We start from the raw sequence: 24,902 nt of genomic DNA on the forward strand, positions 1-24,902 counted from the left end.
CAAGCAAACCACACCCTCCGTGCACGGAGATGACCGGGCAACCGGACACCCGATGTCGATCCGCTGAACAGCGATCCGGAGCCGTATCGGCGCCGACTCCCCCGAGGGGGCCCGTCTACCCGAGCTGGCTGACCAGCTCGGGTGGCATGAGCGGGCTGCGCTCGCCCGCGCAGATGAGCCACAGCTGGAACGCGGCGCGCGTGGCCGCGATGTGCAAGAGGTGTCGCGAGGGCGTGGTGGCCGGGTAGTTCTGTCGCGTGGGATCGAGGATCACCACGTAGTCGAACTCGAGGCCCTTGACCTGCCGGACGTCGGTCACGTCGATGCCCGCGGTGAAGGTGAAGTCCTCGCGACGGACCCGCCGCAGCTTGGGGACCTCGGCGATGCGCAGCGCCTGGAAGTAGAGGTCGGCCTGCTGCGGAAAGCGGGCGATGAGCGCCACCGAGGCCGAGGGCTCGCGCTGCATCAGCCCGCGCAGCGCCTCGCCGAGGAACGCCACCGCCTCGCCTTGATCGCCGAACTCGAAGTAGCCCACGGGCGCCCCCTCGCGGGCCACCAGCGCCTCCTCGGGATCGGCGAGCGGGCCCAGAACGTAGCGCGAGAGCTCCATGACCTCGCGAGTGGAGCGATAGGTGATGGTGAGCGGCTGGATCTCCACGTGCGGGAGCCCGGCATCGGCGAGGAGCTGCGGCCAGTCGGAGAAGCCGTTGTCGAACACCATCTTCTGGGCACGGTCGCCCGCGATCGTGACGCTCTTGCCCGCGGTCACGCAGTCGAGCAGCACCCGCACCTCGATCGGGCACAGGTCCTGCGCCTCGTCGATCACCACGTGCTCGTAGTCGATGCGCCGCCCGCCCACGAACAGGCCGCCGTGCTTGAGCTGCAAGAGGCGCAGCAGGATCGCATCGTCCTCGCCGTCGAGGGCGGCCTCCTCGGGGGGCTCCTCGTCCTCCTCGACCTCGGTGTCGGCCTTGCGGGCGCACCAGCGCACGATCGCGTCGACGTCGAGGTCGGTGAAGTCCTCGGCCGCGTGCTCGCGGATCGCGGCGCGGATGCGGCTCTCGGCCGTGTTGAGCTCGAGCCAGTCGGGCACGACCTCGCGCAGCTGGTCACGAACCCCGCGCAGGACGGTGGTGGCGGCGGCCTTGGTGCGCGGGTGCAGCTTGGCCGCCACCTTGCCCTTGGCCAGCCACTCGAGCATGCGCTCGGCCCGGGGCAGCGGAGCCATGGCGGCGGTCGCGTCCCACTGCGCCAGCACCTGCTCGCCTCCGGCCCGCTCGCCCAGGCGCTCCACGAGCTGCTCGCGCACGTCCGCGAGCTGCTCGCTCACGATCTCGTCGAGCAGTCGGATCACCACCGGGTGCTTCTTGAAGCGCACCACCGGGTCGGGCGTGGCGGTGGTGTAGCGCAGCGTGAGCGGCAGCTTGAGCCGCTTGATGATCGGGGCCGACCAGCGCCGGTAGGTGGTGACGGTGACCCCGTCGACCCCCAGCGAGGGCAGCACGTGGCGGATGTACTCGACCAGGCCCTCGTTGAAGACCACGATCATCATGCGCGAGGGACTGAAGCGCTTGGGATCCTGGAACGCGAGGTAGGCCACGCGGTGCAGGGCCACGGTGGTCTTGCCCGAGCCCGCTCCACCCTGGATGAGCACGATGCCCGAGTCGCCTTGAGTGATGAGCTCGAACTGGTGCTTGTCGATGAGCGCGGTGATCTCTTGCAGGTGCTTGTCGGCGCGGATCGGTGCGTCGTCGCCCATCACGCCGAGCTGGGTCTTGCGGCTCTTGTCCCGCGCCTTGTCGGGGGCCTTGTCGCGGCGGTCGTAGCGGATCGCGGTGCCGCTGCCGCCGTGCAGCGTGGGCTGGGCCGAGCCGTGGGCCTGCCGCCACTGGCCCTCGCGATCGACCGAGAACGTGCCCTGCGGCGAGGCCACGCGCCGCAGCTCTCCGTGGGTGACGGCGAGGCTGCGTCGCACGAGGATCCGACCCTCGATGGTGCGATCGTCGAAGTCCTCCTCGTACTCGTCTTCCTCTTCGTAGCGATAGTAGAGCCGGCTCACCGGGGCGTTGCGCCAGTCCACGATCGACAGCCCGCTGCCGTCGTCGAGCAGGGTGTGCCGCCCGATCAGCACGTCGCGCTCGCGACGGCTTCGGGCCTCGCGCAGGCGCAGATGGCCGAAGTACGGGTTCTTGGGGTCGATGGGGATGCTCCGACCCTGACCGCGCTTCTTGCTCAGCGCGGCCACCTGATGCATCTGGTCGATGAGGGAGGGGACGTCCTCCTCCTTGGCCTCCGCGATCGCATCGCGGAGCTCGATGAGCTGAGCGTCGAGATCCTCGATCTGCTCGGGCGCCGTGGCCGCTTCCCTGGCGAGCCGGGCCTTCACCTGGTCGAGGATGCGAAGCTCGTCCGCCACGATCTGGCGGCCGTCACTGGGCAAGGCGACCAGCTCGGCTGCCTCGTTGATCTCCCCGGAGAGACTCCCTCTGGGCATAAGTGCTACTGCATAGCAAAAGCCCTCCAAAAGGGAACCCCTCGGGGAGCCGCCAGATCGCTTGACAGGGCCGTTCTCGGGCGATTGGCCGGGGTTCGGAGGGGACGGTGCCCGCGGCTTGCCCGACGGCGCCAAACCAGGCCACGGCCAGGCGCCGGGGCCTCCAAGAACAGTGAGCTAGCACACTGGATCGTGCGGTGGGTCGGGCGCGTGCAGGGCTGCGGTGCGATCTCAGGAGATCACCCCGGCTTCGCGAGCGAACGTCCGCAGCACGTCGGCTTCCTTCTGCAGATCCTCGCGGACCTTGATGGGGCAGAACCGAGCGGTGCGGTCGACCTCGAGGTAGGCGCTCTTCACCGTCTCGGTGATCTGCCCGATGAGGCGCTCGAACTGCACGACCTCGAGCTTGCCGTCGGCGCCCACGCGCGAGGCATCGGGCCATTCGATCCGCTTGCGCACCGCGAACCAGGTCAGCGGCACCTCGCGGTCGGCCGCCTCGGTGGTCACCCACAGCGTGTTGGTGTTGAAGTGCGGGTAGTCGACCAGGTCGACCCCTTCGGGCAGGCGGAACGCCTCCACGATCGCCCCCGTGCCGTCTTCGAGCTGGGCCACGCAGCCGCCCGCATCGCCGGCCTCGCGGCGCACCACCTCCACGCTCACCCCGGCCCCGCCCTCGACCGCCTCGAGGTGGGCCCCGAGCACGACCGGATCGAGCGAGGCGCCGAGGTTGTCCACGTTGGAGATCAGCAGGTGCTCGACCCCGCGTGCCTGCAGGCGACCCAGCGCACCGCTGCCGCGCAGGCGACCGAGGGTGTCGCCGTGGCCGGGGGCACAGTAGAGGTCGGCGTCGGGCAGCTCCGACGCGCCCGACAGCTCGGGCAGCGGGGTGCCGTCGGGCAGCACCCGCGGCATGATCGACTGACTGAAGGCGTCGCGATCGCCCGGGTTCACCCCCGACCAGTCGATCTCGGCCAGGTGTGCCTCGCTGGCCCCCTGGGTGGCGAAGCTGTGCATCAGCACCACGGGGATCCGAGCGCCCAGGCGCTCGGCCGCCACCCTCACCTGACCGAGCTTGACCGCGAGGAAGCTGGCCCGGGGGTGGTCCTCGACCACGGGCACGACCCCCTTGGCTCCGCCCCCGAAGCGGGTGGCCATGCCACCGTTGAGCACGAGGATCCCGACCTTGCCGGCCCTTAGGGCCGCCTCGCCCTTGGCGCCGAGCCGGGCTCGCCGCTGCGCCGTCCGTGCCTCGTCGGCCCCGGGCCGGAGGTCGACCGGGGGCTTGGTCAGGGGGGTGGGCGCCGTGGCCAGCCGGTTGGCCGAGGGATCGAGGACCCCGCTGCTCACGCGCTGGCGCAGTTCGTCGAACCGCGCGGCATCAAAGGAGAAACTGGCCAGGGAGGGGCGCACGTCCACGGCCCGCAGCCATAGCATTGGCCCCCCGGCGATGCTAGAGATCCGGGTCGGCGGCCCTTGGGCTCGCCCTCGGGCTGGCCAGACTCCAGGTCTTGGCCGATCATTGGCCCGAGCACGGTCGAGCCGCGCGATCCCCTCGCGGGCGTGCCTCGACCAGGCGTTCGCGGGATGGGCCCGCGAGCTGCCCTGCGGCGGAGCCCCGGCCTGGCCGGCTCGGCCCCGCGCCTTTCCACCGAATCCCTCAATCCAACGAAAAAAACCGAGACACCGTGCCAGAGTCCGTCATCGTCGTCAACGCGGACGGCCCCGACACCCGGGTCGCGCTCATCGAGAACGGAATCCTCTCCGAGCTCTACGTGGAGCGAGACCGGGCACGCGGAACGGTGGGCAACGTGTACAAGGGCAAGGTCCTTCGGGTCCTGCCCGGGATGCAGGCCGCCTTCGTCGACATCGGCGAGGAGAAGGCCGCATTCCTGTACGCCGGCGACATCGCTTCGGCCGAAGAGGCCGAAAGGGACGACAAGCCCCACGTGGGCGACTCGATCCCTCGTCGCACCGGCAAGCCCGCCGACATCGCCAAGCTCGTCCGACCCGGTCAGGAGATCCTCGTTCAGGTCGTCAAGGACCCGATCTCCAACAAGGGCGCCCGCATCACCTCCTATATCTCCCTGCCTGGCCGCAACGTGGTGTTCATGCCCACGGTCAGCCACATCGGCATCTCGCGACGCATCGCCAAGGATCGCGATCGCCGACGCCTGCGCAAGCTGGTGGACCAGATGCGCCCCAAGGGGGCCGGGTTCATCGTGCGCACGGTGGCCGAGTCGTCGACCAACGGGCAGGTCCGGGCCGACATGGATTACCTGCTGCGGCTGTGGGCCAACATCAAGGCCAACGAGAAGCTGCACCGGGCTCCGGTTCGGCTCTACCGCGACCTCGACCTGATGCTCCGGGTGGTGCGCGACAACCTCTCGCCCGAGCTCGATCGCGTGATCTGTGACGATCGGGTCGAGTACGAGCGGCTGTCGCGGTTCGTCAAGACGTTCATGCCCGACTACGCCGACAAGATCGAGCTGTACCAGGGGCGCGAGCCGATCTTCGACGGCTACGGCATCGAGGCCGAGATCGACCGCGCGCTCGAGCGCAAGGTGTCGCTGCCCAGCGGCGGCTCGCTGGTGTTCGACCAGGGCGAGGCGCTCACGGCGATCGACGTCAACACCGGCAAGTTCGTCGGGGCCAAGGGCAAGACCCTCGAGGAGACGATCACCAAGACCAACCTCGAGGCCGCGGCCGAGATCGGCGATCAGCTGCGCCTGCGCAACCTCGGCGGCCTGGTGATCATCGACTTCATCGACATGGACAAGGAGTCCAACCGGCGCAAGGTCTACCGCAAGCTCCAGGAGGTGCTGCGCAAGGACCGAGCCAAGGCCCACATCACCAAGATCTCCGAGATGGGCCTGGTGGAGATGAGCCGCAAGCGCACCAAGGAGAGCCTGGGGCGGCACATGACCTCGCCGTGCAGCTACTGCAACGGCAAGGGCTACACCAAGAGCGCCAGCACCATCGCGTACGAGATCCTGCGGCAGATCCGGCGGGACGCGTCGGTGATCGCGGGCGACTCGGTGGTGGTGCACGCCAATCCCGAGGTCGCCGATCTCATGCGGGGCGAGGAGGCCTCGGCCGTGGACGAGACGGTCAAGCGGATCCACCGCGGCATCGAGATCCACGCCCGCAAGGGCTTTCACATCGAGCAATTCGAGATCAAGGGCAAGCAGCCCGGCCAAAAGGCCAGCTCGGGCCGCAACCGGCGGCGTCGAGGACGAGAGGACGAGGACGAGGTCGAGGACACGGCGACGCCCGTGGTCGCTTCGACCGCCGAGAACCCCGCCACGGTCGCGGTCCCGCTGGGAGGCGAGGCATAGGTCTGGCCTCGGGATCTGGCCGTACGATCTGGCCTTGGGATCTGGCTGTACGATCTGGCTGTAAGATTCTGGGGGAGGGAGCATGGCGAGCAACGGCGACAAGGCGAGCGAGCGGCGCCGGGCGGAGCGGGTTCCGATCAACACGGAGTTCGCCGCGATGCCCTCTGCGACCTACATCTCCGATCTCTCGGAGTACGGCGTGTTCGTGCACACGTCCGCCCCGTCGCCGTTGGGGTCGACCATCAAGCTGTGCTTCACGGTGTTGCTCGACGACCCCGTGATCGTGGAGGCCGAGGGGCGGGTGGTTCGGCACCAGTACGAGCCGGCGGTCGGGATGGGCATCGAGTTCACCGATCTGTCACCGGACATGATCGAGCGGATCAACGCGGTGATGGAGCGACAGCAGCCGGTCGACTCGGGGCCTCCCCTGCCCAAGGCCGAGGGTCTGGACTTGCTCGGATTCGACAGCGACGACGGCGAGCCCGACGCGATCGATGCTGTGGCCGATCCCATGGACGCGGCGCAGACCTTGGACCGCGGCCGGGTTCCCGCGGAGTCCCCGGCCTCCTCGGGGCGGTTTCGCCCGCCACCCCTTCCTGGGCCGGGCCTGATGCGATCCTCCGACGAGGACGCCAAGACGGGGCTCTATCAGCCGGTCGAAGACCCCATCGAGGATTTGGAGTAGCGAGACATGAGCATCGGCAAGCGGCTCATCGATCTGGCGCGGTCCAACCTGACCGACTTTCGCTCGGCCTTCGATCGCGATCATCTACGCGACCTGCTGACCTCGCGTCGTGGGCCCGAGGTCGAGGACGAGCAGGCGCCGTCGGCCGAGGTGGAGGACGACCAGAGCGTCGGCTTCAAGGCGGGGCGACAGGCCCGCAAGATCCGCGACGCGGCCGAGGACGCGTGGGAGCGCGCCTACGAGTCGGCCAAGGCGCGAGCGGGGGTGCGTGGTGAGCCGCCGTCCGATCCCGCGGCCGACCGCCGGCGCTGGTACAAGACGCTCGAGCTGCAGCCCGGCGCCGATCTCAAGGCCGTGCGCCGGGCCTACCGCAAGGCGATGCTGCAGTATCACCCCGACAAGTTCGCCAACGACCCCGAGAAGCAGAAGGCCGCCACCGAGGTCACGCGGCGGCTGACCGAGGCCTACAACGGACTGACACGGTACCTGGGGGGGTAGGAAGTGCGAGGGTAGCGTTCGGAGCCCTTGCCCTTCGGCGATCCACACGGCAGGCTGCGCTCCGCGCATGACCTCGAAGGCCTCTTCTCCTCGCGTCCTGCCGGGCCGCCGCGGCAGCAACCGGGCGGCCAAGGCCGATCGTCACGAGCTCTACGAGCTGTCCGTGCAGGCGCCCGAGTCCGATGCGGCCACGCTGGCTCGCTTGTTCAAGCGCCTGCGCAAGCGCGATGCGATGTCGATGCGCGAGGACTTCTGTGGCACCGCCGCGCTGTCGTCGGCGTGGGTGCGATCCAAGGAGGGGCGCACGGCGGTGGGCATCGACCTCGATCAGCCCACCATGGACTGGGGCCTTGCGCATCGCATCGAGCCCCACGGGCCCGACGTGGCCAGGCGCTTGGAGCTCATCCGCGCCAATGTGCTCGACGGAGCGGGCCCCAAGGTCGACCTGGCCGCGGGGCTGAACTTCTCGTACTGCATCTTGCACGAACGCCGTGATCTGCTGGCGTACTTCAAGGCGGCGCGGCGCAAGCTGGTCGACGACGGCGTGTTCATGCTCGACGTGTTCGGCGGCTGGGAGTCGATGCAGCCGCAGACCAACGTGCGCAAGGTCCCCGACGGCTTCACCTACCGCTGGGAGCAGCGCAGCTTCGATCCGCTCACGCATCACATCGTGTGCTCGATCTGCTTCGACTTTCGCGACGGTTCCTCGATCGAGGATGCGTTCCACTACGACTGGCGCCTTTGGACCAGCCCCGAGCTGCGCGACGTGCTGCTCGAGGCCGGTTTCTCCGAGGTGCACCTGATGTGGGAGCGCACCAACGCCAAGGGCGAGGGGACGGGCGCATTCTACGAGCCCAAGAAGGACGTGGAGAACCAGGACTCCTGGTGGACCTACATCGTGGCGGAGCGGTGAACGATGGCGAAGGCGAACGACAAGGACGACACGGTGGCGAAGACGACCAGCAAGAAGGGCGCGAGCAAGAAGAGCAGCGCCGGGATGACGGCGAAGAAGAAGGCTGCGGCGAAGTCGAAGACGGCCAAGCCCGAGCCGAAGGCGAAGAAGAAGGTCGGCAAGAAGCCCGCGGCGGCCGCTGAGCCCAAGCCAGAGCCGAAGGCGAAGAAGAAGGCTGGCAAGAAGGCTGCGGTGGCCGCTGAGCCCAAGCCGGAGCCGAAGGCGAAGAAGGCCGGCAAGAAGGCTGCGGTGGCTGAGGCCAAGCCGGAGCCGAAGGCGAAGAAGAAGGCCGGCAAGAAGGCTGCGGTGGCAGCTGAGGCCAAGCCGGAGCCGAAGAAGAAGGCCGGCAAGAAGCCCGCGGCGGCAGCAGAGCCCAAGGCGAAGAAGAAGGCGGGCAAGCCCAAGGCCGAGCCCAAGCCCAGCAAGAAGACCGCCAACAAGAAGACCGCCAACAAGAAGACCGCCAACAAGAAGACCGCCAACAAGAAGACCGCCAACAAGAAGACCGCCAGGAAGGCCAAGGCGGGCAAGGCGGCGAAGTCGACCCTGGCCGAGAGGGTCGACAAGCACCTGCTCTATCAATACTCGGTGCAGAGTCCCGAGGCGGACATCGAGTTCTTCGTCGATCGCTACCACGAGCTGCGCGGCAAGGACCCGGTGGTGCTGCGCGAGGACTTCTGCGGCACCTCGCTCATCAGCACCACCTGGGCGGCGCTCGGCGACGATCGGCGCGCGGTGGGGGTCGATCTCGACACGGCCACGCTGGAGTGGGCGCGCAAGCACAACCTCGGCAAGCTCGACCCCGAGGCGCGAGCGCGGATCGACCTGCGCCAGGCCAACGTGCTCGACGGCGGAGGCGAGCGCTCCGACGTCACGTGCGCGATGAACTTCAGCTACGGCGTGTTCAAGACCCGCGCCGAGCTGCGGCGCTACCTCGAGGTGGCGTTCGAACAGCTCGCCGACGATGGCGTGTTCGTGACCGAGCTCTACGGCGGGACCGAGGCCATCGTGCAGGTCACCGACGAGCGCGAGGTGGAGGACCCCACGGAGACGATCGGCGACTTCACGTACGTGTGGGAGCAGGCCTCGTACAACCCCATCACCCACGAGACCCTGTGCCACATCCACTTCGTGCTGCCCGACGGCTCGAAGCTGGAGCGCGCCTTCACCTACGACTGGCGCCTGTGGAGCATCCCCGAGCTGCGCGAGCTGCTGTACGAGGTGGGCTTTTCCAGCGTGCGGGTCTACTGGGAGGCCACCGACGAGGACGGCGACGGAACCGGCGAGTACTACGCGACCGAGAAGGAAGACAACCAGGAGAGCTGGCTGGTCTACATCATCGCGGCGAAGTAGGACGGGCGCCCCCGAGGCAGCATCGCGCGGCGACATGATCTCGTGACTCACCGAGATCACCTCGAGGGCGTATGATGGGACGCATGGACATGCCCGCCTTCGACCGTGACGCAGTCAGTCGGGAGCTCCGCAAGACCCGAGCCCTCGCCCTGTCTGCGCTCGTTTCCGGCCTGGGAGTGATCGGCGGCGTCGCGCTCGTGCTCGTGGACTTGGAGGAGGTGACGCTCCTGTTCATCGCCGGGTGCGTCGTCCTCCAGGTCGTCTTGGGCCTGCTGGGCTTCGGCGTGGGCCGTCGCGGAGTCGAGCGCATCAAGGCGCTGCGCCTGCCGGTGGAGCTCACCGAGGCCGGCCCGCTGCGCCGCTGGTCGATCTTCTCGCTCGTGGTCGCCATCTGCGGGGTCCTGGGCGGCCTGCTCCTGGTCGGTCTCGTCTTGCTCATTGCGGCCGCAGGCGCGGGCATGGCCGGCGGCGCATGGGGGCGCCCGCTGCGGGTGGGGTCACGCACGGTGGGCGCCACCCTGCGGACCTCCATGGGAACCGCGCTGGAGCGGGGCCACCGCTGGGCCGATGGCCACAGGCCCCGGGTCGAGCCGCTCGACGAGGCCACTCGACATGCGCTGGGGATGATGTGGCTCCACGATGCGAGCAAGGAGCACGGCAGCGTGCCGGCGTTCGCCCAGCTCACCTGGCAGCTCGCGGCCCTGGGGGCGCCCGCCGAGCTGCTGGCCCGCTGTCAGCACAGCGCGCTGCAGGAGATCGACCACGCGCAGCGCTGCTTCGCGGCAGCCGAGGCCTACCTGGACACCGAGATCGGCGTGGGTCCGATCCCGGCGATCGTCTCGGGCTCGTCCTCGACCCGTGGCCCCGTGCGCCTCGCCTGCCTGGTGGCCCGGCAGACCCTGGAGGACGGCTGCTTCATCGAGGACCTCAACGCCGACTTCGCCGAGCGTGCACACACGCTCGCTCGCGATTCCGCCATGCGCTCGTTGACCGCGTGCATCGCCCGCGAGGAGCGAGAGCACGCCGCGCTGGCCTGGGACATCCTGCGGTTCTGCGTGGAGCTGCATCCGCGGGTGGCCGCGCACGTTCGCAGCCGACTCGATCGCCTGCCGATCGCGATCGAGATCCCCTACGCCATCTCCACCATGGAGACCATCGCACGCGCCGATCCGCAGGCTCTGGCCGAGCACGGCCGGGTGCCGTTCGACGAGTGGACACCGCTGTTCGAGATGCGTCGCGAGCGGACCTTGCAGCGGGTGCGGGCCTTGCTCGACGAGGTGGGTTCGGTGGCAGGACTCGCCCAGGCACACTTGAACGCGAGCTGACGCGGCCGTTGCTCGATCGGCCCGCGCGGGCCCGCGCTTTGCGGTGGCGCTGGGGTAGACTCCCGTCGATGTCCCTGCTGCGAGCCCTCGACAAGCGCTTTGCCGACTTCATGACCCGCCACCGCGTGGGAGTGATCGTGGGCTTCTGCCTCCCGGCCAGCGCCGTGTTCGGCGTGGGCTACCGCGCGCGGCAGTGGGTGCAGCGGCGACGCTCTTCGCCCGCCGATCACCACAAGAGAGTCGAGGCGATCCAGCAGCAGGTCCAGCGCTGGAACGAGCAGCCCGAGTCGGAGCGCTTGCCCATGTGCACCGATCGCGCCCCGTGGGTCGGCCTGAGCACCCGCTTCGTGGACAAGAACGTGCTGCATCGCATCCAGCTCGGGAATCTGCGCTCGATCCTGAAGATCGACACCGAGCGCCAGACGGTCACCTGCGAGCCGCTGGTCACCGTGGGAGAGATCACCCGCGAGCTGCAGAAGCACGGCTACATGCTCGCGGTCACGCTCGAGGTGGAGGACGCCACCGTGGGCGGACTGGCGATGGCGGTGGGCATGACCACCCACAGCCACAAGGTCGGTCTCTACCAGGAGACGGTGGTCGCCTACGAGATGGTCACCGGTGATGGCCGGGTCGTGCGGGCCACCGCCGAGGAGAACACCGACCTGTTCCGCGCGCTGCCGTGGTCCCACGGCACGCTCGGCTTCCTGGTGGGAGTCGAGCTGAAGATCATTCCCACGCAGTCGCACGTGCGCCTGCGCTACGAGCCGCTGCGCTCGCAGGAGGAGTACGCCGCCCGCATCCGCGAGCTGTCGATGGGGCCCGATCGCCCCGACTTCGTCGAAGCCACCATCTTCTCCAAGGAGGAGGCGGTGGTGATGTCGGGCGAGTTCGCCACGCCCCAAACGCCCGCCGAGCGCGCCAAGATCAATCCCGTCAACCGCTGGCACAAGCCGTGGTTCTTCGAGCACGTGCGCCAAAAGCTCCAGGGCAACGGCGACGAGGAGTACATCCCGCTGCGCGACTACCTGCACCGTCACGACCGCGCGATCTTCTGGACCCTGCGCGACATGATTCCGTTCGGCAACCACCCCGCGTTTCGCTGGACGCTCGGCTGGATGTGCCCGCCGAGGATCCAGTTCCTCAAGCTCACCACCACTCCGGGGATCCGCGAGCTGACGTTCACCAAGCAGGTGTTCCAGGACATCGTGCTCCCGCTGACGGCGCTCGAGCGCGCGGTGGAGCTCTCCGAGCACCTGTTCGACATCTACCCCGTGCTCGTCTATCCCTGCGCGATCTTCGACCATGGCGAGCACTCGGGGCAGCTTCGACCGCCGCGGCCCGACGCTCGCGTGCCGGGCACCGATTTCGGCATGTACATGGATCTGGGCGTCTACGGGGTCCCGGCCGCGGTACGCCGCGGCGAGCCCTACAACGCCACCCTCGCCATGCGAGCCATGGAGCACTTCACCCGCGAGGTGGGCGGCTACCCGTTCCTCTACGCCGACACCTTCATGACCGAGGACGAGTTCCGCGAGATGTTCGACCACACCCTCTACGAGCAGGTGCGGCACGCATACGGGGCCGAGGGAGCGTTCCCCTCGCTGTTCGGCAAGACCAAGCCCGAGGTCGACGTGATCGCGATCGGCAACACCACCCACGCCGAGCTGCGTACCGCCACTTCGGGCCGAGCGCTGCGCTCTCGCAACGAGAGGCTGCACTGAGGATTCGCCCGCCATGTCCCATGAGACCATCGTCGACGTGAAGACCCTCGCGGCGAGCCTTGGGCAGGCGAGCTGGCGGGTGGTCGACTGCCGCTTCGCGCTGGCCGATCCCGAGGCCGGCGCGCGCCTGCACGCGCAGGCGACGATTCCCGGGGCGATCCATGCCCACCTCGACCGCGACCTGAGCGGGCCCGTGATCGCAGGGCGCACGGGTCGGCACCCGCTGCCCACGCGCGAGGCGTTCGCGGCCACGCTCGGCGGCTGGGGGATCACGGCCGGTGACACCCAAGTGGTAGCGTTCGACGACATCGGGGGCGCCTTTGCGGCGCGGCTTTGGTGGATGCTGCGGTGGGTGGGCCACCGCGCGGCCGCGGTGCTCGATGGAGGGCTGGGTGCGTGGGAGCAGGCCGACGGAGCGCTCGCGCCGGGCCGTGCGTACGACGGAGCGCGCAGCACGTTCGCGCTCGGCGAGCCGCTGGTGGCAGCGGTGAGCGCCGACGAGCTGCTCGCGATGCTCGACGATCCCGACGTGGCGGTGCTCGATGCTCGCGCCGCCGCCCGCTATCGCGGCGAGGGCGAGTCCACCGATCCGGTGGCCGGACACATCGCCGGGGCTCGCAGCGCACCGTTCGTGGGCAACCTGGGGGAGGACGGGCGCTTCCTGACCCCCGAGCGCCTGCGCGCCCGATACCGGGAGCACCTGGCCGGCACCTCGCCCGAGAACGCCATCGCCTACTGCGGCTCGGGCGTGACCGCCTGCCATGATCTGCTGGCCATGACCCACGCCGGCCTGCCCACGCCGCGGCTCTATCCCGGATCGTGGAGCGAGTGGATCACCGATCCGAGCCGCCCGCGCGCGACCGGGGACGAAGCACGATGATCGACCCCATGGCCCGCCTCGCTGCACTCGGGCTCGGGGCCGGGGTCCTGCTCGCCGACCTCTCGACCATCGCACGGGCCGAGCCACCCGCGCCTGCACACGGCTCGGTGCCCGCGGACCGCCCGGTGCTGGTGTGGGTGCGCTTCACCGACAAGGGCCCGAGCGCCCGCGGACCCGCGCTCCGCGAGGCCCTGGCCGCGCGCGAGGCCGAGCTGCCCGCGCGCACCGTGGCGCGTCGCCGCCGGGCGCGGGCAGCCGCGATCGTCGACGCACGCGATCTGCCAGTGGAGCCGAGCTACGTCGCGAACGTCGAGGCCACCGGTGCCCGCGTGCGCGTGGTGTCACGCTGGCTCGATGCGGTGAGCGTGGAGGCCACCTCCGAGCAGCTCGCCCTCATCGAAGCCCTGCCCGAGGTCGCGGGCATCGTCCCCGTGGCCAGGGGCCACCGCGCGCCCGAGCCACCTGCGCTCGTCGACCCGCTGCCTCCCGGCGACCCGGGCACGGACGTGTTCGGCCTGGCGGGCGAGCAGCTCGCGCTCATGGGGGCCACCACGCTGCAGCAGGAGTGTGGCCTCACGGGTGCGGGCGTGGTGGTGGGCGTGCAGGACACCGGCTTCGATCTGTCCCATCAAGCGTTTGCGTCCCTCGACGTGCTCGACGCCCACGACTTCATCGACGACGACGACGTGGTGGGCCCCGAGCCGGGCGACTCACCGTCTCAGGCCAACCACGGGACCCGCGTGCTGGCCATGCTCGCCGGCTCCGATCCCGGCACGTTCATGGGGGTCGCCCCGGGGGTCTCGGTGATCCTTAGCAAGACCGAGGACGCCACCAGCGAGACGCCGATCGAGGAGGACTACTACGTCGCGGGCCTCGAGTGGATCGAGCAGCAAGGCGCCGACATCTTCACCGCCTCGCTCGGCTACATCGACTGGTATCAGTACGCCGACCTCGACGGTCAGACGGCGGTCACCTCCATCGCGGTCGATGCCGCGTTCGACAACGGGCTCATCGTGCTCGCCTCGATGGGCAACAGCGGGCCGGCTCCGATGACCCTGATCGCCCCCGCCGATGCCCAGGGTGCGCTGGGGATCGGCGCGGTCGACCTGAGCGGAGCCGTGGCCGGCTTTTCCTCGCGAGGCCCCACCGCCGACGGTCGCATCAAGCCCGACGTGGCCGCGCCGGGTGCGGAGACGGTCTCGATCTCGTACGGGACCTTCGATCAATACGAGGGCATCCAGGGCACCAGCGCGGCCGCGCCGATGGCCGCGGGCCTGGTGGCGCTGGTGCTGCAGGCCCGCCCCACGCTCGACGCCCAGGCGATGCAGGACTTGCTGCGCGCCACCTCGAGCCAGGCCGCCGCCCCCGACAACGAGCTGGGCTGGGGGGTGCTCGACGGCAGGCTGGCCTCGGGTGATGCCTGCGGGTGCAACGACACCGATCGCGACGGGTACGTGGGCGTGCTGTGTGGCGGCGACGACTGCGACGACGGGGTCGCGGCCGCACATCCGGGGGCCGAGGAGATCTGCGACGGGATCGACGATGATTGCGATGGCGAGCTGCCGTTCGACGAGCTCGACGAAGATGGCGACGGCATCCCGCTGTGTGCGGGTGATTGCGACGACGCGGATCCCATGGTCGCCCCGGGCCTCGCCGAGGTGTGTGGGGACGGCCTCGACAACGACTGTCGAGGCGGGGACGAGCCCTGTCCGGCCTCGACCGGCGACGGCACGGGCTCGCTCGACGACGGCGGCTCGACCTCCACCACCGGCGAGCCGCCGGGAGGGACCGGTCCACAGGGCTCGGGCACCGCGCTCGACGACGGCTCGGAGAGCGGAGGTGCAGCCGAGGACGAGGGCGCCAATGGTTGTGGCTGTCGCACCCGTGCGCCCGGCTCCGGCCTGGGCTGGGCAGGCATGCTGGTGCTGCTGCTCGCGGCACGGCGCCGCGACGATCGAGCGCGCGCCCCGATCTCGATGGTGCTGGAAGCTCCGCCTGCGGTACCTTGGCAGGGGTGTCCTGGTCTCGATCGATGGCATGGCTCGTGGCGCTGGCGAGCTGCGGCGGCGCTCCGCTACCAGTGGGTGAGGATGGCAGCGGTGACTCGTCCAGCGCGAGCGAAGGCAACGCGTCGGGGTCGACCACCGCAACGAACACCACGATGACCAGCGTCGGTACCGGAACGGGCACCTCGGCGGAGCCCTCCACCTCCGAGGCCACCGCCGACGAGACCACGGGGGTTCCCTTCGAGCACGACGTCCATGCGCTGCTCACCGACACCGGTCGCCTCGCGCTCCACAGCAACCTGCCGCCCGCAGTCGAGGACTGCCAGGCCTTGCCGTTCACCGCTCCTCCCTGCGACGACGTCGATCTCGACGGCCTGGTCGATGCCTGGGAGGACGCCGTGCTCGAGTTCCTGCGACCGCTGCGGCGCTTCGACGAGGAGGAGAGCATCGTCGACGACCCGGCCGCGGTGATGGCCGACGTGGGCCGCGTGGCCATCACCAACGACGGAGCCGGCGACGGCACCTACCGCCTGATGGTGATGCTGGGCTACCACTACGACTATGGAAGCTGCGGCCTGACCTCGCACAACGGCGACTCCGAGCGAGTGGCGCTGGCCCTGGCTCCGCTGCCGTCCGAGGGCGCGGGTGGGGTGGTGATGGAGCAGGCCTACACCGCCGCGCACGAGGGCACGCCCACCGATCACGGTCGGGTGTTCGCCGGCGACGAGCTCGACCAGCTCGTGTTCACGCCCGATCCCGGCACGGGGCAGCCGCGCTGGGTGGTGTTCCCCTCGGCCGACAAGCACGCCACCTATGCCACGATCGAGATCTGCGAGGGCATCTCGGTCGTGCCCTGCCTCGACGAGGACTGCGGGCCCGATGGCGTGGCCGATCCCTCGCTCTACGACGTGCTCCCCACCGCCGCCAACGCGGGTGAGCCCGATGCACCGCGGCTGACCGATCTGGCCCCCGTGGGCTTCCCCGGCGACGACGCCTGGGCCGATCAGGATTTCTGCGGCGGACTCGGCGGCACGGGGTGCTCGTCGTCGGTGCGCAGCAAGCTGCTGACCGATCCATTCTGAAGAGCATCGCGGGCCATGAGCTCGGACCGTGAGCTCTCCCCCTCGCCCGCGCGAGCCAGCGCCCCCGCGAGCGCGGACAGCTCGACCGGCTTGGGGACGAACTCCAGCATGCCCGCGGCTCGACATGCCGCGCGATCCTCTTCGAGCACGCTCGCCGTCATCGCCACCAGGAGCGGCATGCGCTGGCCCTCGAGCCGCTGCGCCAAGCGATGGGCCACGTCGATTCCACTCAGGTCGGGCATCTGTAGATCGAGGAAGATCACGTCGTAGTCCCGCTCCTCCACCGCTTGCAGCACCTCGGTCCCGCTGCCGACGCAATCGGCCTCGTAGCCGAGCCGGCCGAGCATGAGCCGAGCCACGCGCTGGTTGACCGAGAGGTCGTCGGCCACGAGGATCGACAGCGGTCGCCGCGACGCGTCCCGAGCATGCTGCGGTACCCCGACCTCCACGGGTGCCGCAACCGCCGGCAGCCGCAGCGCAAACGAGAACACCGAGCCTCGCCCCACATCGCTGACCACCCGGATGTCGGAGCCCATGGCCTGGACGATCTCTCGGCTGATCGCGAGCCCGAGGCCGGTGCCGCCGTAGCGGCGGGAGATGGTGACGTCGGCCTGCTCGAACGGCCGAAACAGCCGCGACACGACCTCGGGCTTGATGCCGATCCCGGTGTCCTCCACCGCGAACCGCAGCTCGTGCTCGTCGCCGTCGAGCGCCTGGCTTCCCACCGACAGCCTCACTCTGCCGCGCTCGGTGAACTTGACCGCGTTGGCGACCAGGTTCACCAGCACCTGCCGCAGCCGCGCCTCGTCGCCCAGCACGTGGTCGGGCACGCCGGGTTCGATGGTGACGGCCACCTCCACGTCGCGGTGCTCGACCGCGGGCTGCATCATGGTGGTGATCGAGGCGGCGAGCGCCCGTGGCGAGAACGGAGCCGACGACAGCTCCAGCCGGCCCACGTCGATCTTGGCGAGGTCGAGGATGTTGTTCAGCAGCACCAGCAGCCCGCGCGCACTGTCGTGGATCGTGCGCACGTACTCGGCGTGGGTCGGATCGAGCGGAGCGTCGCGCAGCAGGTCGGACAGCCCGATCACCGCGTTCATCGGGGTGCGAAACTCGTGGCTCATGGCGGCGAGGAACGTGGTTCGCGCCTGCGACATCGCCTCGGCCCACTCCTTCTCCGCCGCCAGCTCGCGCAGCCGCCGGGCGAGCTCCTGCTGGGCGAGCTGGGCCTGGTGCTCCGCGAGGAAGCGCTGCCGGCGCTGCTCCTCGAACGAGCGCGCCGAGATGATGCCCACCACGTTCATCCCCACGAGCGTCAGCGGGCCGGTGGTCCGCAGCACCGACGACAGGCTGGCCTCCGGGTTCCACAGGAGCGGGAGCGTGCAGAGGGAGATCAGCATGGCCATCACCACGCGATCCCACAGCGGCCCCCGCTGCGCGAAGTAGATCACGGCGAGCACCGCACTCCCCGCGATCACGGGCGCATGGACTTCGTTCACCGAGAGCCGCGTCAGCTGCGAGAGCGCGATGGAGACACCAGTGGCGATGTTGAGCACCGCGAGGACTCGGTCGTACCGCCAGGGGGTGCGGGCACGCCGGAGCAGCACGAGCCCGACCACCACCAGCACCAAGTGCAGCAGCTTGTTGACCAGCATGGCCGCGAGCAGCGTGCCCTCGAGCAATGCGAAGTCGTTGCGTGCCGTCGCGTAGAAGGCCAGGGCGAGGACGATCAGCACCGCCATGGTCTGTCGACGATCGGCGTCGAGGAAGCGGTGGCGGTAGCGCTGCTCACCAAGCAGCGCCGAGAGGCCCGCGGTCCTTGCGGGGCGTCGAGTCGATTCCTGCATCACCGATCGTCGCGCGAGGCGAGCCGGGGTTGATCGTATCAGTGGGGTCTCGAACGGTCATCGTGAGCGAGAGGTCGATCCTGACGTAGCGTCAGGCTTCGTGGCCGCTGGCTCGACGCACCCAGAAATACAGCGGGCGCCGGTGCCCGCAGGTCCCACAGCGCATGTGCGTGACCCGAAGCCGCTGCCGTCCTTGACCGGAGACCACGTGCTCGTCGACATGGGCCGGGCCGCCGCACCGCGGGCAGGGCAGCGAGCAGGCCCGTGGCTCGATCACGGCCGCCGATGCGACCTCGATGGGGTGCTCGGGGCTACCCCCCGGCATGCGAGCCTCTCGACGGCTGCGCAGGTGCTCGGCCTCGCGGGCCTCGTCCTCGGCGTCGCGCAGGCGCTGCACCGCGCTCATGCGGTGCCCCACGAGATATACGACCCAGGACAGCACGGCGACCACCGCGAGGCCGAGGCCGATCTGGACCCAGGGCACGCCCAAGCATGGCAGCTCGGACCCGATCGGTCACGCAGATGCGCGATCGGGGCCACCGCGGTGCGGTGTGCCACATCGTCGACGCGAGGAGGGCGAGCCCGGCGCCTACGCCGAGCCTCTCGCGACTGGAACCGGGTTCGGATGAAGAGCTCGGCGCTGCGGAACGAGTCAATCGGTCAGCCGCGGACGAGGCCGCAGTGGTGCCGCCGTCTGACGGAGCTCGCGCAGGAACGTGAGCAGATCGCCGCACGCATCGAGTCGGGCCGAGGGCTGGGCATCGAGGAACGCCTCGAATCGCCGCAGCTGGGTGCTGATCCGCGCCAGGTCGTCGATGGCCAGCTCCACGAACACCGCGCGCGCGAGCTCCAGGGCCAACGCCCGGGCCTGCGAGCGCACCACGTCGAGCGCTGCCCACAGCCGCGAGTCCACGTTGCTGCGTGCGTCGTCGTCGAGCAGCTGCTCGAAGGTGGAGACGAGCCGCTGCTTGCTCTGCAGCGAGGCGATCGTACGGTCACGCTCGCGGAGGGCGTCGTAGCGGCCTTCGAGCTCCTCGAGCGGCTGCACCTCCCGAGGATACCAGCGAGGACCCGTGCCCGGGCCAACGCCCGAAGCGAGCGAAGCGAGCGGAGGAGGAGGGATTCGAACCCCCGGTGACGTTGCCGCCACAACGGATTTCAAGTCCGCCGCCTTCGACCGCTCGGCCACTCCTCCGGCGGGCGGAAGTATGAGGGATCGGGCCTCGAAGAGCCAGAGCCCCGACCCGACTCGACTGGCGCCGGGAACGCAGAGCGCCCCAATGCCGTACCATGACCGCATCACCCCTCCCCGCACCTTCGCCAACCTCGATGGAACCGTGCGCGTCGCCGGCCTGCGCGAGCTCATGCGCTGGCAGCTGGGCCTCCACGACGAACGCCAGCCGCGATCACCCGGCACCGGGGTGGAAGTGCCCACGGTCGCCAACGACGGCCGAGCCCTGCGCAAGGCCAACCGCGACGCGCTCACGTGGATCGGCCACGCAAGCTTCCTCGTGCAGCTCGGGGGGCGCACCGCGCTGGTGGATCCGATCCTCTCCGATCGCATCGCGGGCACCATCCGCCGCCACGTGGCCCCCGGCCTCGACTACCCCACGCTCCCGCCCAAGATCGACGCGGTCCTGGTGACCCACAACCACCGCGATCACATGGACGCCCCCACGCTACGCCGGCTGGGCCCTGATCCGGTCTACGTGGTGCCGCGTGGCATGGGGTCGTGGTTCCTGCGCAGCGGCCTACGACGCGTGGTCGAGATGGACTGGTGGCAAGAAGAGGAGATCGAGGGCCTGCGCGTGACCTTCGTGCCTTCACAGCACTGGAGCCGCCGCGGACTCACCGATACCAACCGCAGCTGGTGGGGCGGCTTCGTGCTCGAGCGCGGTGGTCTGCGGGTCTACCACTCGGGCGACACCGCCTGGTTCGAAGGCTTCGCGGAGATCGGTGAGCGCTGCGGCCCGATCGAAGTGGCGATGCTGCCCATCGGTGCCTATGCCCCGCGCTGGTTCATGAAGTATCAGCACATGGATCCCAACGATGCAGTCCGTGCCTTCGTGGCCCTGGGCGCGCGACGCTTCATGGCCATGCACTGGGGCACGTTCAAGCTGACCGACGAGGACCTGCGCGAGCCCCCGCGGCGGCTGCGGGAGGCGTGGGAACGCGAAGGCCTGCCCGACGAGCGGCGGATGATCCCCGCCATCGGGCAGACCTCGTGGCTCGACGGCTGACTAGTAAAGCGCGTTGAGGGCAGTGATGTCGCTGTTGGCCCACTCGCCGTTCTCGGTGGCGGTGAAGCACGAGTTCATCACCGAGCCCGGAGCATAGCCGTTGGGCGTGCCGCTGATGTGGACCGCACCCACGCCACCATCGCCCTCGTTGCCGCCCGAGCCGCAGCTGTACGAGCGGTCGAAGTAGTCGGAGTGGCGGAAGCCGATGGCGTGCCCGAGCTCGTGGGTGATGACGTGCTCGACCACGTCGGCGCCGTAGTTGGCGGTGCCCTTGCCGACCTGGAACTTGTCGTACGGCAGGCCTCCCGAGGGGAAGCCGGACTGGCCGCCCACGGGACCCTTGGTGGAGCCCACGATCACGGCGTCGCAGCCCGCGGGCGCGTTGTTGGTGTTGAACCGCACCATCGTGAACTGCAGGTTCTGCTGGTTGTAGTTCTGAATCGCGAGGTCGAGCCCGGTGCTCATGGTGCCGCTGAAGGCCTTGCCATTGATGCAGATGGTGTCGATGCTCGCGCCCACCAGGTTGTTGGTGCGGAAGTGACGGAAGTGCTCCTCGTCGCCTTCCTCGCCGTCGGCGGCCAGACCGATCATCTCGCGCGAGGCTCCCAGCGTCACATGCGCGTCCCCACCGACGAACACCTCGCCGTCCTCACGGACCTCGATCTCGCTCTCCGGGTAGCCGGCGTCGACCAGGTTGTCGACGATCTCGGCGATCACGGCCTCGCGGTCGACCTCGACGTCGTCCGACTCCACCACGCAACCAACCAGAACCAACGCCGTAGCGGCCCCTGCAACAATGTTCTTCAGCATCCTATCGTCCCCTCGACCGCTCTACCCCTGAGCGGTTCGGGGGGAACACTACGTGGTTTCATGAGGGAATCAAGCGGATTCATGCATACGAGCGACCACATGCATGGTGATTTTTGATGCAGTCGAAATTCGAGTGCACCCTTGGAATTTCGTGCCGCCGTTCGCACTGGCGATGCAGGGCTACAGCGCGCCCATGAGGCGCTCGGCCTCGGCACGACTGGTGTGGTCGGGCGGAGCCACCTTCAGGAATTGCTCGAGCGACTTGCGAGCGTCGGCCTTCCTGCCGGCCTTGGCCTGGGCACGACCGAGATCCATCAAGGCATCGGCATACCAGTAGTCGTCCTTGGTGCCGACCTCCACCGCCTTGGACAGCGCCGCGATGGCCTCGGCGTGCTTGTTGCGATCCTCGTGGAACTTGCCGGCCTTGGCAAAGGCTTCGCCGAGCTCGGGATCGAGATCGGTCGCCTGCTTCAGGCTGGCGATCGCCTCCTCGTGCTTGCCCAGGGCCTGCTGGGCCACCCCGACGTTGAGCCAGACCTCGGGATACCACGGCGCGGCCTTGGCTCGCGGTGCATCGAGGACCTTGCGCAGCTCGGTGATCGCCTTGGCGTGCCCCCCCTTGTAGTGGAGCATGCGGCCGTAGAGGAACCGCGCCTCGTGCAGCTCGGGATCGATCGAGAGCGCCCGCTGGTACTCGGGGATCGCGTCGTCGTGGCGCCCGTTGAACTCGAGGATCTTGCCGCGCTGGAGCATCAGCTCGGGCTGCGGCACCGAGGGCCGAGCACGCTCGATCTCGGCCAGCGCCTGCACGGCGTTGCCCTCGAGGATGAGCACCTGGGCCAGCAGCATGTGCGCCTCCCAGTCGGACGGACGGCGGGCCAGGGCCAGGTCGACGAGGGTTCGAGCATCCTGCTGGCGTCCCTGGTGCAGGCGCAAACGCGTGCCGAGGGTGAGCAGCTCGTCGGGCGTACGCTCACCGTGCACGCGATCGCCCACCAGGCGGTCGAGCGCATCGAAGTCTCCGTCGCGCACGTAGATGCGTCCCAGGGGTCCGGCGAGCCCGGGGTAGCCGCCCGTGCGCTCGAAGGCCGCGATGAGGTCGGCTCGCCCCTCGGCTTCACGGCCGGCGCCGAGCCGCTGGACCCCGCGCATGAGCAGGGCCTCGGGCTCGCCGGGCGCCGCCTCGAGCGCACGATCGAGCGCCTCGAGCGTGGCATTGCGCTCGCCGATCTTGGCGTGGAGCTTGGCCTTGGCGATCAGCAGCCGCGCCACGTCGTGCGCACGACCGGGGGCCGCGGTTGCGGCGTCGAGGGCCGCACGCAGCACCTGGAGCGCGTCGGGCATGCGCTTGGCGTCGGCGAGCAGGATCGCCTCGTGCACGGATGCATCGAGGTGGAGGGGATCGAGCTCGCGCACGGCCGCGTAGGCCGCCTGCCCCTCGTCGACCTCGAGCCGCATCGCATGGACGTCGCCCTTGGCCAGCATCACCCGAGGATCCTTGGGGCGCGCGGCGGTGAGCGTCTCGAGCAGCTGCAGCGCGATGTCTCCGTCGCCGCTCTGAATCGCGACCTCGGCCTGCAGCAGCTGTGCCTCCTGGTCCTGCGGATGCTCGCGCACGAGCACCGAGGCGGCCGTGCTCGCCTCGTTGAAGCGCTTGGCCGCCATCAGCGCGCGGATGCGAGCCATCTGCAGCGAGGGCGCCGCGGGAACCTGCTCGAGCGCGCGGTCGTAGGCGGCCAGGGCCTCGTCGGCATCGCCCTGCGCGAGGCGAGCGTCGGCGATGCGGGCCTCGATCCAGGCCTTGACCCCCGGCTCGTCGGTGGCGCCCGGGTCGAGCCCCTCGACGGCCGACCGCGCGAGCACGAGCTGCCCGGTGCGCTGGGCCGCGGTGACCATCAGACCCTGCAGCGCGGGATGGGGGGACTTGGCCAGTGCGGCCTGGATCTCGGACACCGCCGCATCGGGATCGCGCCTCACGGTGACCGCCAGCAGCAGGTGTCGCGCGCCGAGCTCGTCGGGCAGGGCGGACAGCACGGCCCGAGCCTCGCTCTGGGCGTCGTCGAGGCGGCCCTGGGACAGGCGCAGCCAGCCGCGATACAGCCGGGTGCGCGGCTCGTCGCCCACCAGCGCCGCCTCGGCCCCCTCGTGGTTGCCGGCCACGAGCGCCGAGAGACCCACCACGCGCTGCACGAAGGGAGCGGCGTTCTTGGCGTGGGGCTCGAGGGCCTTGGCGGCCTCGTCGATGCGCGCGGGGTTGGGCCCGAAGTGGAAGGCGAGCAGCAGCGCCGACTCGGCCACGCCCACGCCATCCCCTGCCTCGCGCGAGGCGGTGAGCGCCTCGAGGTACGCCTCGGGGGTGTGCATCGCCATCTTGGCGAGCACGGCGGCGGAGCGCTCGGCGAGCTCGCCATCGACGACCTCGCCATCGGGGTTGGGGTCCTTCGGATCCGTGGCCTTGCCCGGGGGCTGGTTGCCAGCGCCGCGCAGTGATGCCGGCTCGGGCTCTTCGGGGTCGAGGATCCCCGAGAACAGCACGCCGGCGCCGGCGAGGCCCAGCACCAGCACCCCGCCAAGCGCGATGATCAGACCGCGCGACACGGGTGGGCGCGAGGCGGCGGAGATGGGGCTCGGCGGCGGGGACGCCCCGGCGGTGGCCGAGGCCGGCTTGGCGGTCTGCGGCTTGGCGGTCTGCGGCTTGGCGGTCTGCGGCCTGGCCTGTGGCTTGGCGGTCTGCGGCTTCGGCGGACGCTCGGCCTTGGGCTGCTCCGCCTCGAGTGCCCCCAGCGGCGAGGGCAGGTCGTGCGGCGCCAGCTCGCTGCCCGCGAGCTTCGGCCTGACGTTCAGATCGGCGGGTACGACCTCGAGGCTGGCCGGCTCGAGGCCCATGTCGACCGGGGTGACCATCTGGCTACCGCCGGGCTCGAGGCCCACGTCGACCGGGGTGACCATCTGACTGCCACCCGGCGCAGGCAGATCGAGCGGAAGCGGCAGATCGAGGGCGTCGTTGGCCTGCGCGCTCACGGGCGTGGGAAGGTCGAACGCATCGTCGTCTTCGGGGAGGTCGAACGCGTCATCGTCTTGGGGAGCCGGAACGCGGGGATCTCGAGCGCTCGCGGGCATCGGCAGGTCGAGCTCGGCGGGCGCCGGTAGATCATCGTCGAACGACAGCGACTCGACGGCGGGCGGACCGGCCACCGGCTGCGACGGGGGTATCGGCCGCGATGGCGCCGCGGGCTTGGACGGCGGTGCCTTCGCGCGAGCGGGCGCCGGTGGACGCCCGAAGGCCGGCGCTCCTCCTCCGCCCGCGACCGGAGCTGGCAGGTCCATCGCATAGGCGTTGGAGTCCTCGTGCACCGTGGCCGGCGCCGCGCCAACCGACCCCGGAAGTTCGAAGCCGAGCTCCTCGGGCTCGAGCGAAATGGCCCCCGAGTCGTCGGGAAAGCTGATGGGCTCGGGGGGCTGCGGGGGAGCGAGGTCGAGCTCGAGGGAGCTGCCGCCCCCGCTCCCGAGGTCGAGTTCATTGTGACGGCCGAGATCGTCGAGACCGATGCTGGGAGGGCCCGAGTCCGCCATGGGATCGATGCGAGGCGGAGGTTGACGCCGTCGCGGAGCCTCCAGCGACGTGCGCTTCATGGTCACCGAGCTCTCGGAGGGCATGCCGAAGATCGGTGCCT

General features: G+C 69.9%; 18 protein-coding genes and 1 tRNA gene. 11 read left to right on the top strand and 8 right to left on the bottom strand.

The features are described 5' to 3' along the window. Window positions 1-115: 115 nt before the first annotated feature. Together OEB96_RS45735 and OEB96_RS45740 are read right to left on the bottom strand one after the other, a co-directional pair. Window positions 116-2,494 carry an ATP-binding domain-containing protein gene (locus OEB96_RS45735; RefSeq protein WP_266223324.1) on the bottom strand — a complete coding sequence of 793 codons (2,379 nt, stop codon included), beginning with the start codon at window positions 2,492-2,494 and terminating at the stop codon, window positions 116-118. Between the two features lie 231 nt (window positions 2,495-2,725). Then, window positions 2,726-3,910 carry a UTP--glucose-1-phosphate uridylyltransferase gene (locus OEB96_RS45740; RefSeq protein WP_266223325.1) on the bottom strand — a complete coding sequence of 395 codons (1,185 nt, stop codon included), beginning with the start codon at window positions 3,908-3,910 and terminating at the stop codon, window positions 2,726-2,728. A gap of 269 nt (window positions 3,911-4,179) precedes the next feature. Between OEB96_RS45740 and OEB96_RS45745 the strand changes: the two genes are divergently transcribed. From OEB96_RS45745 to OEB96_RS45790, 10 genes are all read left to right on the top strand, one after another. Next, the gene (locus OEB96_RS45745) at window positions 4,180-5,829 is read left to right on the top strand and encodes an Rne/Rng family ribonuclease (RefSeq protein ID WP_266223326.1); all 1,650 of its coding nucleotides are present in this window, start codon (window positions 4,180-4,182) and stop codon (window positions 5,827-5,829) included. Between the two features lie 82 nt (window positions 5,830-5,911). Further along, complete coding sequence (locus OEB96_RS45750) at window positions 5,912-6,514, top strand: PilZ domain-containing protein (protein WP_266223327.1); 603 nt, start codon at window positions 5,912-5,914, stop codon at window positions 6,512-6,514. A gap of 6 nt (window positions 6,515-6,520) precedes the next feature. Beyond that, window positions 6,521-7,012 carry a J domain-containing protein gene (locus OEB96_RS45755; RefSeq protein ID WP_266223328.1) on the top strand — a complete coding sequence of 164 codons (492 nt, stop codon included), beginning with the start codon at window positions 6,521-6,523 and terminating at the stop codon, window positions 7,010-7,012. A 67-nt stretch (window positions 7,013-7,079) separates the two neighbouring features. Next, window positions 7,080-7,925, top strand: coding sequence for a class I SAM-dependent methyltransferase (locus OEB96_RS45760; protein WP_266223329.1), 846 nt, complete (start codon window positions 7,080-7,082; stop codon window positions 7,923-7,925). A 3-nt stretch (window positions 7,926-7,928) separates the two neighbouring features. Further along, complete coding sequence (locus OEB96_RS45765; RefSeq protein WP_266223330.1) at window positions 7,929-9,317, top strand: class I SAM-dependent methyltransferase; 1,389 nt, start codon at window positions 7,929-7,931, stop codon at window positions 9,315-9,317. An 83-nt stretch (window positions 9,318-9,400) separates the two neighbouring features. Further along, window positions 9,401-10,642 (top strand): hypothetical protein, encoded by a 1,242-nt coding sequence (locus tag OEB96_RS45770; RefSeq protein WP_266223331.1) that lies wholly within the window; start codon window positions 9,401-9,403, stop codon window positions 10,640-10,642. A gap of 68 nt (window positions 10,643-10,710) precedes the next feature. Next, a complete protein-coding gene (locus OEB96_RS45775) occupies window positions 10,711-12,363 on the top strand; it encodes an FAD-binding oxidoreductase (RefSeq protein WP_266223332.1) in 1,653 nt (550 codons plus the stop codon). A 13-nt stretch (window positions 12,364-12,376) separates the two neighbouring features. Further along, window positions 12,377-13,243 carry a sulfurtransferase gene (locus tag OEB96_RS45780; RefSeq protein ID WP_266223333.1) on the top strand — a complete coding sequence of 289 codons (867 nt, stop codon included), beginning with the start codon at window positions 12,377-12,379 and terminating at the stop codon, window positions 13,241-13,243. A gap of 8 nt (window positions 13,244-13,251) precedes the next feature. Continuing rightward, a complete protein-coding gene (locus OEB96_RS45785) occupies window positions 13,252-15,408 on the top strand; it encodes a S8 family serine peptidase (protein ID WP_266223334.1) in 2,157 nt (718 codons plus the stop codon). Next, complete coding sequence (locus OEB96_RS45790) at window positions 15,405-16,331, top strand: hypothetical protein (protein ID WP_266223335.1); 927 nt, start codon at window positions 15,405-15,407, stop codon at window positions 16,329-16,331. The genes OEB96_RS45785 and OEB96_RS45790 overlap by 4 nt, the downstream gene beginning before the upstream one ends. Here OEB96_RS45790 and OEB96_RS45795 read toward each other — a convergent pair. The 4 genes from OEB96_RS45795 to OEB96_RS45810 form a co-directional block, all read right to left on the bottom strand. Continuing rightward, window positions 16,253-18,178: an ATP-binding protein gene (locus OEB96_RS45795; RefSeq protein WP_266223336.1), complete on the bottom strand. Its 1,926-nt coding sequence runs from the start codon at window positions 18,176-18,178 to the stop codon at window positions 16,253-16,255. The two genes, OEB96_RS45790 and OEB96_RS45795, sit on opposite strands and share 79 nt — an antisense overlap. A gap of 91 nt (window positions 18,179-18,269) precedes the next feature. Next, window positions 18,270-18,662, bottom strand: coding sequence for a hypothetical protein (locus OEB96_RS45800; protein WP_266223337.1), 393 nt, complete (start codon window positions 18,660-18,662; stop codon window positions 18,270-18,272). A gap of 168 nt (window positions 18,663-18,830) precedes the next feature. After that, the gene (locus OEB96_RS45805) at window positions 18,831-19,226 is read right to left on the bottom strand and encodes a hypothetical protein (RefSeq protein ID WP_266223338.1); all 396 of its coding nucleotides are present in this window, start codon (window positions 19,224-19,226) and stop codon (window positions 18,831-18,833) included. A gap of 60 nt (window positions 19,227-19,286) precedes the next feature. Continuing rightward, window positions 19,287-19,373 (bottom strand) — tRNA-Ser (locus OEB96_RS45810). Window positions 19,374-19,458: 85 nt separating this feature from the next. Between OEB96_RS45810 and OEB96_RS45815 the strand changes: the two genes are divergently transcribed. Beyond that, window positions 19,459-20,418 carry an MBL fold metallo-hydrolase gene (locus OEB96_RS45815; protein WP_266223339.1) on the top strand — a complete coding sequence of 320 codons (960 nt, stop codon included), beginning with the start codon at window positions 19,459-19,461 and terminating at the stop codon, window positions 20,416-20,418. On the opposite strand, the gene OEB96_RS45820 is transcribed toward OEB96_RS45815, so the two are convergent. Together OEB96_RS45820 and OEB96_RS45825 are read right to left on the bottom strand one after the other, a co-directional pair. Next, window positions 20,419-21,174, bottom strand: a complete 756-nt coding sequence (locus OEB96_RS45820; protein ID WP_266223340.1) for a M57 family metalloprotease — start codon at window positions 21,172-21,174, stop codon at window positions 20,419-20,421. 234 nt (window positions 21,175-21,408) lie between these two features. Continuing rightward, window positions 21,409-24,861 (bottom strand): tetratricopeptide repeat protein, encoded by a 3,453-nt coding sequence (locus OEB96_RS45825; RefSeq protein WP_266223341.1) that lies wholly within the window; start codon window positions 24,859-24,861, stop codon window positions 21,409-21,411. Window positions 24,862-24,902 lie beyond the last annotated feature (41 nt).

It is taken from the genome of Paraliomyxa miuraensis, from assembly GCF_026337845.1.
Lineage (GTDB): Bacteria > Myxococcota_A > Polyangia > Nannocystales > Nannocystaceae > Paraliomyxa > Paraliomyxa miuraensis.

Coding starts and splice junctions, on each gene's coding strand:
- OEB96_RS45755 (WP_266223328.1), top strand. CDS start 6,521: ATGAGCATCGGCAAGCGGCTCATCGATCTGGCGCGGTCCAACCTGACC.
- OEB96_RS45750 (WP_266223327.1), top strand. CDS start 5,912: ATGGCGAGCAACGGCGACAAGGCGAGCGAGCGGCGCCGGGCGGAGCGG.
- OEB96_RS45815 (WP_266223339.1), top strand. CDS start 19,459: ATGCCGTACCATGACCGCATCACCCCTCCCCGCACCTTCGCCAACCTC.
- OEB96_RS45770 (WP_266223331.1), top strand. CDS start 9,401: ATGGACATGCCCGCCTTCGACCGTGACGCAGTCAGTCGGGAGCTCCGC.
- OEB96_RS45825 (WP_266223341.1), bottom strand. CDS start 24,861: ATGAAGCGCACGTCGCTGGAGGCTCCGCGACGGCGTCAACCTCCGCCT.
- OEB96_RS45780 (WP_266223333.1), top strand. CDS start 12,377: ATGTCCCATGAGACCATCGTCGACGTGAAGACCCTCGCGGCGAGCCTT.
- OEB96_RS45735 (WP_266223324.1), bottom strand. CDS start 2,494: ATGCCCAGAGGGAGTCTCTCCGGGGAGATCAACGAGGCAGCCGAGCTG.
- OEB96_RS45785 (WP_266223334.1), top strand. CDS start 13,252: ATGGCCCGCCTCGCTGCACTCGGGCTCGGGGCCGGGGTCCTGCTCGCC.
- OEB96_RS45760 (WP_266223329.1), top strand. CDS start 7,080: ATGACCTCGAAGGCCTCTTCTCCTCGCGTCCTGCCGGGCCGCCGCGGC.
- OEB96_RS45795 (WP_266223336.1), bottom strand. CDS start 18,178: ATGCAGGAATCGACTCGACGCCCCGCAAGGACCGCGGGCCTCTCGGCG.
- OEB96_RS45775 (WP_266223332.1), top strand. CDS start 10,711: ATGTCCCTGCTGCGAGCCCTCGACAAGCGCTTTGCCGACTTCATGACC.
- OEB96_RS45790 (WP_266223335.1), top strand. CDS start 15,405: ATGACCAGCGTCGGTACCGGAACGGGCACCTCGGCGGAGCCCTCCACC.
- OEB96_RS45765 (WP_266223330.1), top strand. CDS start 7,929: ATGGCGAAGGCGAACGACAAGGACGACACGGTGGCGAAGACGACCAGC.